The following is a 13,503-nucleotide window of genomic DNA, read 5'->3' on the forward strand; positions in this document are numbered from 1 at the left end:
CGAACCGAGTCTTGGCGTATCTCAGATCACAGTGAAGCTTGCGCGCGTAAGACTCGTTTTGCGCATTTCGCACGCACCGTGACTGCCGGTTACCGACTCAATCCGGGAGCATCGGGGCGTCGTCGCCGTGATGGCGTCCGAGGAGCACGCCGCGGGTGACGGCATCGCGGCCGAACCGCGTCCGCAGGTCGTCCATCGCGGTGTCGAGGTGGGCACCACGGCTGCTCAGCGGACTCGACACGTCGACCGCGCGCACAGAACGATCGGCAGGGTCGGGCCGATCGAACGGTAGGGCCAGTTGTATCGAGTCCTGATCGTCGAGGCCGGACAGTGACACCCCGATCAGCGTGCAGCCGCGGTCACGGACAAGGGGCAGTGCGTCGTCGAGCAGGCCGCGCGCAGACGACATGATCACGTCGGTGCGATTTGTCGGGTCGGCCAGTGTGCGTGATCGGGTAGCACGCGAGAAGTCGTCGAAGCGGAGACGCAAAACGACTGTCCGACAGACACGTTCGGCATTCCTGAGCCGACGTCCGAGGCGTTCGACGATGGCCACGACCGTCGACTCGAGGTCGGCATCGCTCTTCGGCCGACGCCCGAGCGCCCGCTGGGATCCGATCGAGGAACGTCGACGACCCGTCTCGACTCGGCGCGGATCTGTCGCCATCGACAGCGCGAACAGATGACGGGCCGACCCCGGTCCGACGATGTGCGTGAGCGATCGCTCGCCGAGCCGGGCGATGCCTCCGACAGTGGTCACTCCCGCATCGTGCAACCTGGCCTCCGTGACCGGGCCGACTCCCCACAGCCGCCGCACCGGCAGCGGATGGAGAAAAGCAAGCTCTGTTCCCGGTGACACCTCGAGCAGACCGTCGGGCTTGCCGACGGCACTGGCGACCTTCGCCAGGAACTTGGTGCGCGCGAGACCCACGGTGATCGGCAGTCCCACCTCGTCGCGGACACGGATGCGCAGCCGCTCGGCGATCTCGACAGGCGTTCCCGATACCCGACGCAGGCCCGAGACGTCGAGAAACGCCTCGTCGACCGAGATTCCCTCGACGATGGGGGTGGTGTCGTGGAAGATCTCGAAGACGGCTCGGCTCGCCTCGACATAGGCGTCGAAGCGGGGCGGCACGACGATCGCGCGCGGACAGAGCGCACATGCCTCGTGACCGGGCATCGGCGACCGCACCCCGAATGCCTTCGCCTCGTAGCTCGCCGCGAGAACGACCCCGCTGCCGACCAGCACCGGACGACCGCGCAGCGCAGGGTTGTCGCGTTGCTCAACCGACGCGTAGAACGAATCGAGATCGGCATGCAGGATCGACGCCTCCGTACGCTCGCGCCGCTCGATTCCCATAGAACGTATGTTCGCACATGGGTGTGACGCGTGGAGCGTCGTCGCGCGGGTTCGGCGAGCGGGTCTGGCGTGCCCTGCTGAGGCCGACCCGGCGCGAGAATCACGAGTTTCTGACAGATACACCGGAAGTTTCGCTCGCAGATGTCAGTTGCGCGTGTGTCTGTCAGATCAGACGCTGCTGGGGCACCGGGGTCCGGACAACTACCCTCGCACGTGATGAACACTGCCGATAACACCCCAAGAACAGGCGCCACCGTCGGACTCGGACTGGCCGCCGTCGGCCGACCCGCCTACATCACCTCGACACGGGAGGACGATCTCGGGGACGAGCGAAGCATCGAGGACATGCGTCTGCGGACATTCGACGTGCTCGACGCCGCATACGGCGATGGTGTGCGCTATGTCGACTGCGCACGCTCGTACGGATTGAGCGAGCAGTTCCTCTCCGACTGGCTCCGCGAGCACCCGGAGGTCGACGACGTGACGGTCGCGTCGAAGTGGGGTTACCGGTACGTCGGAGAGTGGCAACTCGACGCCGAGGTGCACGAGGTCAAGGACCACAGCCTCGGCGAGTTCGTCGACCAGTGGACCGCAAGCCGGTCGATCATCGGCGATCCGCTGGCGATCTACCAGATCCACTCGCTGACCCCCGACAGCCCGGCACTGGTGAACGACGCGCTGCACCGGGCACTCGGTCGGCTACGGTCCGACGGGTTTACGGTCGGTTTCTCGACGTCGGGTCCGGCTCAGGCCGACGTTGTGCGGCAGGCACTGTCGATCGAGGTCGACGGTCTGCCGTTGTTCGGAGTGGTGCAGTCCACCTGGAACCCGCTCGAGACCTCGGTCGGGCCGGCTCTCGCCGAAGCTGCCGAGGCCGGCGTGTCGGTGGTGGTCAAGGAGGGTATGGCCAACGGCAGGTTGGCGCCGGGCGTCGAGGATCAGAGCGAGGCTCGACGCGTCGTCGACCGCGTGGCAGAGGAACTCGGCGTGTCCTCGGATCAGGTCGCGCTTGCGGCGGCGCTCGCACAGCCGTGGGCCGCACACGTGCTGTCCGGCGCGGCGACCGTCGAACAGGTCCACAGCAACGTCGCCGCGGGTGAGCTCAGCCTGACGCCGGAGACGGTGTCGGAGTTGCTCGCGCACCCCGAACCGCCCGCCGAGTACTGGGCGAAGCGCTCGCAGCGGAGTTGGAGCTGAAGGAGTCGACGCTGCGCACCACCATCTACACAGGCGCCCCCGCCGGCCACACCCCCGCTCCTACGGCCGGCGGCGGGCCCGCAGCACGATGTCGTCGACGTGGTGGCCGCCGCCCGCAGCGATGCCACGCGGTCGGGTCTCGTGGGTGATGATCTCCCAGCCGTCGCCGAGCAGTTCCGCGAAGTCGGCGGGCTGCACGTAGTCGTCGGGGTCGAAGCCGTGCGCGCGGACCCCCTCCGGCGCGTGCATCACGACGAGCAGGGTGCCACCCGGACCGACCGCCTCGACGAGTTTCGTTGCCACGCCGCGGTTCTCGACGTGAATCGGGAAGTAGTGGGCGGTGACCAGTCCGAAGTCACGGCCCGGCACGGCGTCGACGACGAGATCGGCCTGCAGCCAAGTGATCTCGGGTCCGGGTGAGATCTCGCGGGCGCGGTCGACGGCCACCTGCGAGATGTCGATCGCGGTGACCTGCCAGCCCCGTTCGGCGAGCCAGCGGGCGTCGGCCCCCTCGCCGCTGCCGACGTCGAGTGCGGTGCCCGGCGCGAGGTCGGCAGCCTCGGCGATCAGTGACGGATTCACGTTCGACGTCCACAGCCGGTCGGCGCTGCTGTACCTGGCATCCCATTCGGCTGCCGTGTGCGGGTTCTGGTCATGGTGCCCATGTGTCGTACTCATGGGTCGAGCCTGGCACGGGCGACGCACGACGTCGAGCAACGTTGCGTGCGAAGCAAAAACCCGCTGCGCACGCCGCTCGAGCAGCGGCCCGCTCAACCCCCGACGACCCGCGCGATCCGGTCGATGGCCTCGGTCAGCACCTCCGGTGAGCACGCGGCGTTGAGGCGTGCGAAGCCGTTGCCCTCGGCACCGAACGCCGGTCCGCGGTGCAGCGCGACGCGACCGTCGGCGAGGATCGGCCCGGCCGGGTCGTCGCCGAGACCGGTACGTCGAAAATCCAGCCATGCCAGATACGACGCCGCGGGACGCGCGAACCCGACGGTCGGCAGCCGCTGTGCGAGCAGGCGCTCGAGCAGGTCGAAGCTCTCCTCGACGACGTCGACGGTTGCGGCGAGCCACTCGTCACCCTCGGCGTAGGCGGCCTCGGCGGCGGTTCGCCCCAGGATGCTCGTGCGGTAGGTGACCTCCTCGGGCTGACGGTCGACGGCACTGCGCATCGGATTCGAACCGACCACTGTCAGAGCGCATTTCGCTCCGGCGAGGTTGAACGCCTTACTCGCGGAGTGGGCTGCGATCCCCACCTCCCGTGCCGTCTCCGACACCGACAGAAACGGCACGAACTCCACCCCGCGATGCACCAGTGGAGCGTGGATCTCGTCGCTGAGCACCACCGCGCCGTGCTCGGCGGCGAGGTCGGCGAGGGCTTCGAGGTCGGCGCGGGGGTGAACAAGACCCACCGGGTTGTGCGGATGGCACAGCAGGATCGCGCGTGCCCCGGCAGCCAATGCCGTGGCGATGCCGTCGAGGTCGAGCCGCCACACATCGGCGGCGCTCGCCCGGCCAGCACGGAGCGCGGCATCGTCGAGCACGCGCAGCGGAACCTGTACGACCGTGCCACCCGCCTCGGGCACGATGTCGAAGAAGGGCGGATAGATCGGCGGCGTGATGATCACGCCATCGCCCGGTTCGATCAGCACGCGCAGCGCCTCGACGAGCACCACCGAGACGTCGGTCGTGGGGCGCACGTCGTCGGGCGCGACGGTCCAGCCCCAGTGACGGTGCGCGAAATCGGCAAACGAGCGCCCGAGAACCTCCGGCTCGGCGGCATATCCGAGGTCGGAGGCGGCGATCTGCGCAGTCAATGCGTCGACGACGATGGGCGCGAGTTGGTAGTCCATCTCGGCGATGAACAGCGGCAGCACGTCGTCAGGGTAGCTACGCCACTTGGCGCTGGTGCGTCGTCGCAGAACGTCGAGCGGTGGCGCGGCGGGTCGCTGGGTCATACCTATGTGTCTACCGCGAGTCCGGTGTTTTCCACCCGGTTCACACGGGATCGTCGACGTGGCGCGTGTCGAGGGGCAGACTGGGACGCATGGCATTTCCCATTCGCATCGGAGTCCAGATCCAGCCGCAGCACGCGCCCGACTATTCACTGATCCGCGACGCGGTGCTCCGCGCCGAAGACCTCGGCGTCGACATCGTGTTCAACTGGGACCACTTCTATCCGCTTTACGGCGATCCCGACGGCGCTCATTTCGAGTGCTGGACGATGCTCGGCGCCTGGGCTGAGCAGACCGAGCGCGTGGAGATCGGCGCGCTCGTCACGTGCAACTCGTACCGCAATCCCGACCTTCTGGCCGACATGGCGCGCACCGTCGACCACATCTCGGGCGGCCGACTGATCCTGGGGATCGGCGCGGGCTGGTTCGAGAAGGACTACGACGAATACGGCTACGAGTTCGGCACCAAGGGCAGCCGTATCGGCGACCTCGGCGAGGCCCTTCCGCGGATCACCTCACGATTCGAGAAGCTCAATCCGCGCCCGACGCGCCACATCCCGATGATGATCGGCGGCAGCGGCGAGAAGAAGACCCTCCCGCTCGTCGCGCAGTACGCCGACGTGTGGCACGGCTTCAACGACGTCGAGACCTACCGCCACAAGACCAAGGTCCTCGCCGGTTACTGCGAGGATCACGGCCGTGACCCCGACACCATCGAGCGCTCGGCGGGCATCCCGTTCACCGGCGACGTCGAAGAACTCGTGCGCACGGCCGACGCCATCAGCGCCGAGGGCGTCTCGCTCATCACCGTCGGTACCACCGGCCCCGACTACGACCTGACGGCCGTCGAGGCCCTGTGCCGCTGGCGCGGATGAGTAACGTGCCGAAAGAACTGATGAGCTGAACCGACATGTCGAGCCTCGCCGTCGTGGCGATCATCGCCTGCGTGATCTCGCTGGGCTGCTGGGTGGCGTCGCTGATCACCGGCGACACCTCCTGGGTCGACCGGATCTGGTCGATTGCACCGGTGATCTACCTGTGGGTGTTCGCCGGATTCAGTCACTTCGACGCCCGGGTGACCGTGATGGCGGTGCTCGTCACGGCGTGGGGCATCCGGCTGACGTTCAACTTCGCGCGACGCGGCGGGTACAGCGGCACCGAGGACTATCGCTGGGCCGTCCTGCGGTCGCGGATGACGAGGTGGCAGTTCTGGTTGTTCAACCTGTTCTTCATCGTCGCCTACCAGAATCTGCTGCTGGTGCTGATCGCCTTGCCCGGCTACACCGCGCAACGCCATCCCGGCGGGTTCGGTGTGCTCGACGTCGTGCTCGCGGTGGCCTTCCTGGCGTTTCTCGCCGGGGAGACCACCGCCGATCAGCAGCAATGGGAATTCCACACGCGCAAGGCCGCGGGCGAGACTCGCACCCGCTTCTGCACCACCGGTCTGTTCCGCTACTCGCGACATCCCAACTACTTCTTCGAGCAGGCCCAGTGGTGGGTGATCTACCTCTTCGGCGCGGTGGCCGCCGGATCGGTACTGCAGCCGACGATCGTCGGCGCGATTCTGCTGACCCTGCTGTTCGTCGGCTCGACGAAGTTCACCGAGTCGCTGACATTGTCGAAGTACCCCGAGTACGCCGACTACCAGCACACGACGTCGGCCCAGATTCCGCTGCCACCGCGAAGGCGACGGACCGCGGCGGCCTGACAGCTCCGCTGATGCCGTGCGCGTGCCGAATCGGAGCAATCGCCCGCACGTGGGCGTGGCACCTGGTGATCGCCGCGCACTGACCGCCTAGATTTGGTGCCATGCTCAGACGGCCCGCATTCGGAAAGAACGCCCACTCGAGCGCTGCGTCTCGAGTGGTACGTGTGCTCATCGTCGGCGCACTGCTGATGCTCGGCCTGGCCGCGACGTCGCTGACAGCGGGAACAACTCGTGCCGAACCCCCCATGCGGCTGCCCGCCCAGGTCAATGACCCTGCCGACGTACTCTCGTCGTCGGGTCGGGCACGCGTGCAGCAGTCAATCGAGAGCCTCTACGGTGATCACGGCGTGCAGTTGTGGGTCGTCTACGTCAAGACGTTCAACGGGCTGGGAAGTGAGCAGTGGGGCGCCCAGACCGTACAGATGAGCGATCTCGGCGAGCACGACGTCCTGCTCGCCGTCGCCACCGACGACCGGGCCTATCGCTTCGACGCACCCGATTCCGTCGACGGCCTCGATCGCTCGACGCTCGACTCGATCGCGCAGGAGCACATCGTTCCCGCCCTCAAGAGCTCCGACTGGCCGGGGGCTGCCGTCGGCGCAGCCAACGGTCTCGGCTCCGCACTCACACCGTCGCACACCGCGGCCATCACCACGGGCGTTGTCGGTGGGGTCGCTGTTGTCGGCGGCGGTGGCGCCTACCTCTATTCGCGTCGACGTAGAAGGCGGAAGCTCGAGTCGCAGCTCGACGCCGTCCGCGAACAGGAACTGACCGGCGAAGAGCTGCTGTCACAACCGATCGAGGTTCTCGACCCCTGGTCGCGCGAGGTGCTGACCGACACCGACAACGCGATCCGCACCAGCGAGGAGGAGCTCCGCCTCGCCGTCGACGAGTTCGGTCCTACGCAGACCGCGCCCTTCACACAGGCTGTCGACGCCGCGAAACGTGGGCTTGCGACGTCGTTCTCGCTTCGACAGCGCCTCGACGACGACATCCCCGAGACCCCGGACGAGCAACGCTCGATGCTTGTGCAGATCATCACGACGTGTACCGACGTCGATGCCGCGCTCGACGAGCAGGTGTCGGCATTCGACGAGATGCGCAACCTGTTGATCAACGCCGAGAGCCGATTCGGCCAGATCACGCAGCAACTCGTCGCGCTACGGGCACGACTCGACGGTGCCGCGGCCCAGCTGACATCGCTGAAGGACAAGTACGGTGCTCCGACGCTGCATTCCATCGAGCACAACGTCGACCTCGCCGCTCAGGAGATCGGGTTCGCCGAGAGCAGCGCTGACCAGGGACGCGCTGCGATCGCGCGCCCCGTCGGCGAACAGGGCGCAGCAGTCGCCGCGATCCGCTCGGCCGAGGGCGCAATCGCACAGGCCGACAAGCTCCTCGACGCGATCGACAACGCCGACACGAACATCGCAGCCGCCCAGACGCAGCTTCCGGCACTCATCGCCGAGGTCGAGGACGAGCTGCACGAGGCCGCCGGACTGTCGGCCGACGGCGGGCCGGAACTCGCAGCAGCCGTTGCCGCGGCCAACAAGGCCCTTGCGCGCGCGAAGCCGGGAACCGACGACGACCTGCTGGGAGTGTTCACCGAGCTGGTCGACGCCGACGCCGACCTCGACCGCGCGCTCGATGCGGCCCGCGGTGCTCTGACGACACGCAAGCAACGCGCCGAGGTTCTCGCTGCGGCGCTGACCAATGCGCAGGCCAAGGTCACCGCGGCGTCGGACTTCATCTCCACGCGCCGCGGCGCGGTCGGCTCGACTGCGCGCACGCGTCTGTCGGAGGCCCAGCGCCTGCTGCAGTCGGCGAACGCGACAGCACAGAGCGACCCCACAGCCGCCATCGATTCCGCTCGTCGGGCCGGCTCGCTGGCCGACCAGGCGCTCATGGCAGCGCAGGGCGATGTGGTGAGTTGGCAGCAAAGCCAGCAGCCTCGCTCGGGCTCCGGCTCCGCGGCCGGCGCCGTGCTCGGCGGCATCCTGGTCGACAGCTTCCTGCGCGGTTCGATGCGTGGCGGCGGTTTCGGTGGTGGGTTCGGGGGCGGTGGCTACACGAGCGGCGGCGGGCGCAGTCCCGGCTCGTTCGGCGGGTCGTCGAGTTCGGGACGCATCGGCGTCGGGGGCCGATTCTAGGGCCTGGCTCCGTTCAGGCACGCTGGGCTGCGCAGAAAGTTACGCCCTGTGGACCGCTGGCATGTACCGGTACACGTCAAGGCCCCACAGCCTGTGGTTTTCTGCGCGCCCGCCGACAGCCCTTCCGCTACTTCCTGCCGACCACCAGATACGCGATCGGCCCGACGTAATTGAGGAAACTCGCTGCGACCCAAGCCTTCTTGGGTCCACGCACACCGGCGGCGGAGCGCTTCTTGAGGTCACGCAGGACGTAACCCTGCAACGCGAACTGGGTGATGGCGCCGACGCTGATGAGCGCGCGTTTGGCGGGCGAGAGCTTCTTCGTGTCACGAGTCACACTCTCAGGCTACCGTCATCACTTTTATTTCATAACCCTAAGTATTAGACTTACTAAACGTGACCGAGAAGACCGCAGACATCGCCCGAGCGCTTCGCCCCTCCGTGACGCGCCTCTACCTGGCGCTGCGACGGCACACCCCGATCCCCGAGTACACCGCTGCTCAGGCATCGGCCCTGGCAACGATCGTCGACCACGAGCCGATGCGGATGGGCGAGCTCGCCGAGCGCGAATCCATCCGGATGCCCACGGCCACCGCACTTGTCGACGGTCTGTGCAAGAACGGGCTCGTCGTGCGGGCACCCGATCCCGACGATCGTCGAGCCGTACTGGTGGCGCTGACCGACCACGGGCACGAGGTGCTCGAACGTGTCCGCGGCCAACGCGAAGACGCCCTCGCCTCCGCGTTGGAACGACTGTCCGACGATGACCGGGCCAGGCTCGCGGCCGCGGCCCCCGCCCTGCAGGCGTTACACGCACAGCTGGAGGGAACACCGTCTCTCGCCGGTGAGAAGTAGTGGACACACCCAGACGGCGTATCTAGAAGACGACATACCTAAAAGACACTGAGTAACAACGTTTTTCGATAATGAACACGAGGTAACTGTGACAACCACGACGGACAAACCGACACAGTCGGTCGAAGAGGAGCATTCCCACTCGCTGGCCGACGCCTTCAAGGGCCAGCCCCGAGCCGTGTGGGTGACCGCGTTCGCAGCGGTCATCGCCTTCATGGGCATCGGCCTCGTCGACCCTATTCTCAACACGATTCGTGAGGAACTGCACGCACCGCCGTCGAAGCTGACCCTCTTGTTCGCCGTGTACCTCGGCGTCCAGGTGATCGCCATGCTCATCACCGGGTGGGCCGCTTACCGCTACGGCCCCAAGCGCACTTTGACCGTCGGCCTGGCGTTGATCGTGCTCGCCGCCGGTATCTCGACGTTCGCGGGCAACATCGACCACCTCATCGCAATGCGCGTGTTCTGGGGCCTGGGCAACGCACTGTTCATGGCCACCGCCCTGGCGTTCATCGTCGGTGCGGCCAAGGGCGGTCAGCACGGCGCGATCCTGCTGTACGAGGCCGCACTCGGTGTCGGCCTGGCGGTCGGCCCCCTGCTGGGCGCACTGCTCGGCGCATGGACCTGGCGCGCACCGTTCGCCGGTACCGCGATCCTGATGCTCATCGGTGCAGTCCTCTGTGCCTTCATGCTTCCGTCCGACGGCCCGCGCAGCGAACGCGTGTCGGTCAGCATCGTCGACCCGCTCAAGGCGCTGCGTAACCGCACGCTTCTCCTGACCTCGATCGGCTCGGCCTTCTACACCGGCGCGCTGTTCACGGTGATCGCCTATGCGCCGCTTGCCATGGGACTCAAGCCGATTCCCGCGGGCATCGTCTTCTTCGGGTGGGGCCTGCTGACTGCCCTGTCCGGTGTGTTCGTCGGCCCCAAGCTCGCCGAGAAGATCGGGCAGCGCGGTGGTGTCATGACGGCCATCACCGGCTACGGGATCGTGATGGCTCTCGCCGCCGTCGGTGTGGCCACCGACAAGGTCTGGCTGACCGGCCTCGCAATCGTTCTCTCGGGCCTGCCATCGGGCATCCTGAACACGCTGTTCACCGGTGTCGCGATGTCGTCTGCCGATCCCAACAAGCCGCGGTCGGTGGCCAGCGCCGGCTACAGCTTCCTGCGCTGGATGGGTGGCGCCGCCTCGGCAGTGCTCGTGGCCTACCTCGCGGAGTGGTTCGCTCCGGCCGCACCGTTCTGGTTCGCCGTCGGCTACTGCGCCGTCGCCGTGATCGCCGTCGGCTTCGTCAAGTCGAAGAAGGCCGAGTCGCACCACGTCGACGAGGACGCCGCCCTGGTCGGCGCAGAGGAGTTCTGAGTCCTCTCCCCGCACCGATGTGCCCGTCGATCCGCATGGATCGGCGGGCACTGTCGTTCACGGGCGGTGGCGATTCTCAGTCGAGCCAGTCGAGCACCGAGGCTGCGGTCCAACTCTGCTGCATGCTGCCGAGTGCCTCGCCGGTGAACGGCTCGTAGTACTCGGCGAACGCGCCGTCGGTGGCCTGGCGTAACCCCTCCTCGCGCAGTCGCGCCGAGCGTTCGGTCCAGCCGCGGCGGGCGAACGCCCAACTGAACAGCCACGTCATCACCGGCCAGACGGGGCCACGCCAGTACTCGCGCGGACGGAAGTCTGCCGAGATCGGCGACGTCGACGGGGGAACGGTGAACCTCAGGTCCGGGTGGCCGCAGAAGCGCGGGCCGTCGAACAACCGCAGAAGCGCGCGTTCGCGCTCACGTGACAGGCCACCGCACAGCAGGGGTGCGAACACCGCGATGGTCTCGGAGTTGATCCACTGCCCGGCGCGGAGGTCGTAGTCACGCGCGGCGCCGTTGCGATCGTTCGCTGCGGCGACGACACCCGCCTTGAAGCGATCAGACCACGCGCGTAGATCGCGGACGTCCGAGCGCGGCTTGGAGTAGTCCTCCCCGATCGTCGCGAGAACGTCGCACGCGACGGCGAAGATCGCACTGACAAAGACGTCCTCGACCATGAAGTCCATGACCTTGGGCAACACCGCGTCGTCGTAATGGGCGCGCTTCATCTCCTCGACGAGCCAGATGTAGCGGTCGTATTCGAGATCGGTCGGACGCATCGACAGGTCGGCGACGTGTTCGAGGTCGGCGCGGGTGTAGGGCGGCAGATCCTCGCCGGGAACCACACGCGAGTACGGGCCGTCCCACCGCGGCGAGTTGTCCATCCCTGATTCCCAGCCGTGGTAGATGGTGATTCGGCCACGCCCGAGCGGATCACGAGCATGCGCGAGCCACCGGTGCCACCGCACCAGAGCGCCCCAGCGTCGATCGATGAATTCGTTGGCGACGGCCCGCGTCGAACGGCCATGGCGCCGAGAGTGATCCAGGATTCGCTGCACCGCGATCGCGTGTACGGGCGGCTGTGTGATCCCGGAGGTCTCGGGATAGTCGGGAGCGCACTCGGCCAGGCGTGCACACTCCCAGCGCCCGGGGCCGGGAAAATATCCGTCGCGCCCATTGGCGAAGACGATGTGCGGGATCATGCCGTTCGACCACTGCGCCGAGAGCAGCGTGTCCATCTCGATGACCGCACGCTCGACGCTCAGCGGAGCGAGACCAACCGTCACGAAGGCTGCGTCCCAACTCCACATGTGCGGGTAGAGGCGTGGTGCCGCGCTGGTCATCGTGCCCAGATCATTTCCGCGGAGCAGATAGGCGGCACGTGCCGACAACTGCGTTGGGGTGAATCCGTACCTGGCCACGCGTTGATTCTGCACTGCCTCGTCTGTCCCCGCCGCTCGAGGTCCTCGCCGCGCCGGTGCGGTCGGCCCCGCCTGCGACCAGAACTGAGGCTGCAGTTGAACACCCCCGACGCAGTCGCGACCATCGGTACGGTTGAACGCGTGCCCACCGCATTGATCACCGGAGCCAGCCGCGGACTCGGCGAGCAGATCGCCCGGCAGCTGGCGCCCACCCACAGTCTGATCCTCGGCGGCCGACCGTCGGACGCGCTCGACGCTCTCGCCACAGAACTCGGTGCTGCGACATTCGCCGTCGAACTCACCGATCACGACGCCGTGGCATCGGCGGCTGCGGCGATCCCGTCGTTGGACGTGCTGGTCCACAGCGCCGGTGTCGGTTCGACGCTGCTGCCCGTCGCCGAGACCACTGCCGACGAATGGCGGCACGTGCTCGAGGTCAATCTCGTTGCCGCAGCCGAGGTCACACGCACGCTGCTGCCCGCATTGCGGGCGGCGCGGGGTCACGTCGTGTTCATCAACTCGGGGCGCCGGGATGCGCGCGAACCCCGGGTGGGGTGCGTACGCCGCGAGCAAGTTCGGACTCAGAGCCCTCGCCGACGCCCTGCGCGGTGAGGAGACCTCGCTACGCGTGACATCGGTGTTCCCTGGCCGGATCGACACCGACATGCAGCGCGACTTGGTGGCCATCGAGGGAGACCAGTACGACGCGTCGAAGTTCTTGACGCCCTCGACCGTGGCAGGCGCGGTGGTCACCGCGATTCACACGCCTGCCGATGCTCACCCCACCGAGATCGTGCTGCGGCCGACCGGGCGGGCCTGACCTCCTACAGCTGCGTGAGGTCGCTGGGCTCCCACACCGCACGCATCGATGAGATCTTGCCGTCGGCGTCGAAGACCATGATGTCGATCGGCGTGATCTCGAAGCGCATGTCGGCGGTGCCGGTGACGAGGGTGAACTCGAAGACAGCGGTGTCGCCCGCGATCTTCTTCCAGTTCAGGGTCGCGACATGCTCGTCCATCCCTGTGATGATCCCGTAGAACTCGACGAGTTGCTCGCGGGTGTCGCGGATGTCGGCTCCGATCGGGTCCTCGACGGTCGCGTCGGCGGCAAACAGGTCAGCGATCTGCTCGGCGGTTCCGGTGGTGAGCAGGTCGATGTACGCACTCACGGTGGCATCGATCTTGCTCGAGAGCTCGGTCTGGTCCTGTTCGACGGTCATACTCTGTCTCCAAATCTAGAACGTGTTCTAATTCGCGCAACCGTATCAGCTGGGACGCCCCGCACGAGTGGCCTTCGTGATTCGCGAGACCGGCGCACATAGACCACCGACCGCCGGTCATCCGTCAAACCGACGGCGTGCGCCGGGTGACCACGAGTTTGATAGGTTCGCCTTCGCAGAGCCGCAGAACCGTAGACACACCACCGGACGGGGAGGTCGCCATGGACGCACGGTGTCGACCGGGACCGGGCCGACAGGAACCGAGCCGACCAGGA

12 protein-coding genes and 1 pseudogene are annotated in these 13,503 nt (G+C 67.2%); 7 read left to right on the top strand and 6 right to left on the bottom strand.

Annotated elements, in window-relative coordinates; translation table 11 throughout:
- Positions 1-97: 97 nt before the first annotated feature.
- Positions 98-1,360, bottom strand: coding sequence for a DNA polymerase IV (gene dinB, locus GOACH_RS18720; protein WP_005178210.1), 1,263 nt, complete (start codon positions 1,358-1,360; stop codon positions 98-100).
- Positions 1,361-1,576: 216 nt separating this feature from the next.
- Between dinB and GOACH_RS18725 the strand changes: the two genes are divergently transcribed.
- Positions 1,577-2,557 carry an aldo/keto reductase gene (locus GOACH_RS18725; protein WP_005178213.1) on the top strand — a complete coding sequence of 327 codons (981 nt, stop codon included), beginning with the start codon at positions 1,577-1,579 and terminating at the stop codon, positions 2,555-2,557.
- A gap of 60 nt (positions 2,558-2,617) precedes the next feature.
- Here GOACH_RS18725 and GOACH_RS18730 read toward each other — a convergent pair whose 3' ends face one another.
- Together GOACH_RS18730 and GOACH_RS18735 are read right to left on the bottom strand one after the other, a co-directional pair.
- On the bottom strand, positions 2,618-3,235 hold the full coding sequence (locus GOACH_RS18730; protein ID WP_040519119.1) for a class I SAM-dependent methyltransferase: 618 nt from the start codon (positions 3,233-3,235) through the stop codon (positions 2,618-2,620).
- A gap of 92 nt (positions 3,236-3,327) precedes the next feature.
- Positions 3,328-4,518, bottom strand: a complete 1,191-nt coding sequence (locus tag GOACH_RS18735; RefSeq protein ID WP_005178223.1) for a MalY/PatB family protein — start codon at positions 4,516-4,518, stop codon at positions 3,328-3,330.
- An 89-nt stretch (positions 4,519-4,607) separates the two neighbouring features.
- Between GOACH_RS18735 and GOACH_RS18740 the strand changes: the two genes are divergently transcribed.
- The 3 genes from GOACH_RS18740 to GOACH_RS18750 all read left to right on the top strand — a co-directional run bounded on the left by GOACH_RS18740 (position 4,608) and on the right by GOACH_RS18750 (position 8,373).
- Positions 4,608-5,390, top strand: a complete 783-nt coding sequence (locus GOACH_RS18740; RefSeq protein ID WP_005178226.1) for an LLM class F420-dependent oxidoreductase — start codon at positions 4,608-4,610, stop codon at positions 5,388-5,390.
- A 35-nt stretch (positions 5,391-5,425) separates the two neighbouring features.
- Positions 5,426-6,223, top strand: a complete 798-nt coding sequence (locus tag GOACH_RS18745) for a DUF1295 domain-containing protein (RefSeq protein WP_005178229.1) — start codon at positions 5,426-5,428, stop codon at positions 6,221-6,223.
- 101 nt (positions 6,224-6,324) lie between these two features.
- Positions 6,325-8,373 (top strand): TPM domain-containing protein, encoded by a 2,049-nt coding sequence (locus tag GOACH_RS18750; protein WP_040519120.1) that lies wholly within the window; start codon positions 6,325-6,327, stop codon positions 8,371-8,373.
- A 127-nt stretch (positions 8,374-8,500) separates the two neighbouring features.
- Here GOACH_RS18750 and GOACH_RS18755 read toward each other — a convergent pair whose 3' ends face one another.
- Complete coding sequence (locus tag GOACH_RS18755) at positions 8,501-8,710, bottom strand: PLDc N-terminal domain-containing protein (RefSeq protein ID WP_005178232.1); 210 nt, start codon at positions 8,708-8,710, stop codon at positions 8,501-8,503.
- Between the two features lie 59 nt (positions 8,711-8,769).
- Here GOACH_RS18755 and GOACH_RS18760 point away from each other — a divergent pair, with 59 nt between their 5' ends.
- Complete coding sequence (locus GOACH_RS18760; protein ID WP_005178233.1) at positions 8,770-9,228, top strand: MarR family winged helix-turn-helix transcriptional regulator; 459 nt, start codon at positions 8,770-8,772, stop codon at positions 9,226-9,228.
- 88 nt (positions 9,229-9,316) lie between these two features.
- A complete protein-coding gene (locus tag GOACH_RS18765; RefSeq protein WP_005178235.1) occupies positions 9,317-10,591 on the top strand; it encodes an MFS transporter in 1,275 nt (424 codons plus the stop codon).
- 76 nt (positions 10,592-10,667) lie between these two features.
- Here the strand turns inward: GOACH_RS18765 and ggh are convergent, their stop codons facing one another.
- Positions 10,668-12,008 carry a glucosylglycerate hydrolase gene (gene ggh, locus GOACH_RS18770; protein WP_040519130.1) on the bottom strand — a complete coding sequence of 447 codons (1,341 nt, stop codon included), beginning with the start codon at positions 12,006-12,008 and terminating at the stop codon, positions 10,668-10,670.
- Between the two features lie 141 nt (positions 12,009-12,149).
- Between ggh and GOACH_RS18775 the strand changes: the two are divergent.
- A pseudogene (locus GOACH_RS18775) lies at positions 12,150-12,828 on the top strand (SDR family oxidoreductase).
- Between the two features lie 4 nt (positions 12,829-12,832).
- On the opposite strand, the gene GOACH_RS18780 reads toward GOACH_RS18775, so the two are convergent.
- Positions 12,833-13,228 (bottom strand): nuclear transport factor 2 family protein, encoded by a 396-nt coding sequence (locus GOACH_RS18780; protein WP_005178244.1) that lies wholly within the window; start codon positions 13,226-13,228, stop codon positions 12,833-12,835.
- Between the last annotated feature and the right edge of the window lie 275 nt (positions 13,229-13,503).

Origin of the sequence: Gordonia aichiensis NBRC 108223 (assembly GCF_000332975.1) — a bacterium.
Classification (GTDB): domain Bacteria; phylum Actinomycetota; class Actinomycetes; order Mycobacteriales; family Mycobacteriaceae; genus Gordonia; species Gordonia aichiensis.

Bases quoted from the DNA above. Each gene is read 5' to 3' on its own strand.
- dinB (WP_005178210.1), bottom strand. From the start codon at position 1,360: ATGGGAATCGAGCGGCGCGAGCGTACGGAGGCGTCGATCCTGCATGCC.
- GOACH_RS18725 (WP_005178213.1), top strand. From the start codon at position 1,577: ATGAACACTGCCGATAACACCCCAAGAACAGGCGCCACCGTCGGACTC.
- GOACH_RS18730 (WP_040519119.1), bottom strand. From the start codon at position 3,235: ATGAGTACGACACATGGGCACCATGACCAGAACCCGCACACGGCAGCC.
- GOACH_RS18735 (WP_005178223.1), bottom strand. From the start codon at position 4,518: ATGACCCAGCGACCCGCCGCGCCACCGCTCGACGTTCTGCGACGACGC.
- GOACH_RS18740 (WP_005178226.1), top strand. From the start codon at position 4,608: ATGGCATTTCCCATTCGCATCGGAGTCCAGATCCAGCCGCAGCACGCG.
- GOACH_RS18745 (WP_005178229.1), top strand. From the start codon at position 5,426: ATGTCGAGCCTCGCCGTCGTGGCGATCATCGCCTGCGTGATCTCGCTG.
- GOACH_RS18750 (WP_040519120.1), top strand. From the start codon at position 6,325: ATGCTCAGACGGCCCGCATTCGGAAAGAACGCCCACTCGAGCGCTGCG.
- GOACH_RS18780 (WP_005178244.1), bottom strand. From the start codon at position 13,228: ATGACCGTCGAACAGGACCAGACCGAGCTCTCGAGCAAGATCGATGCC.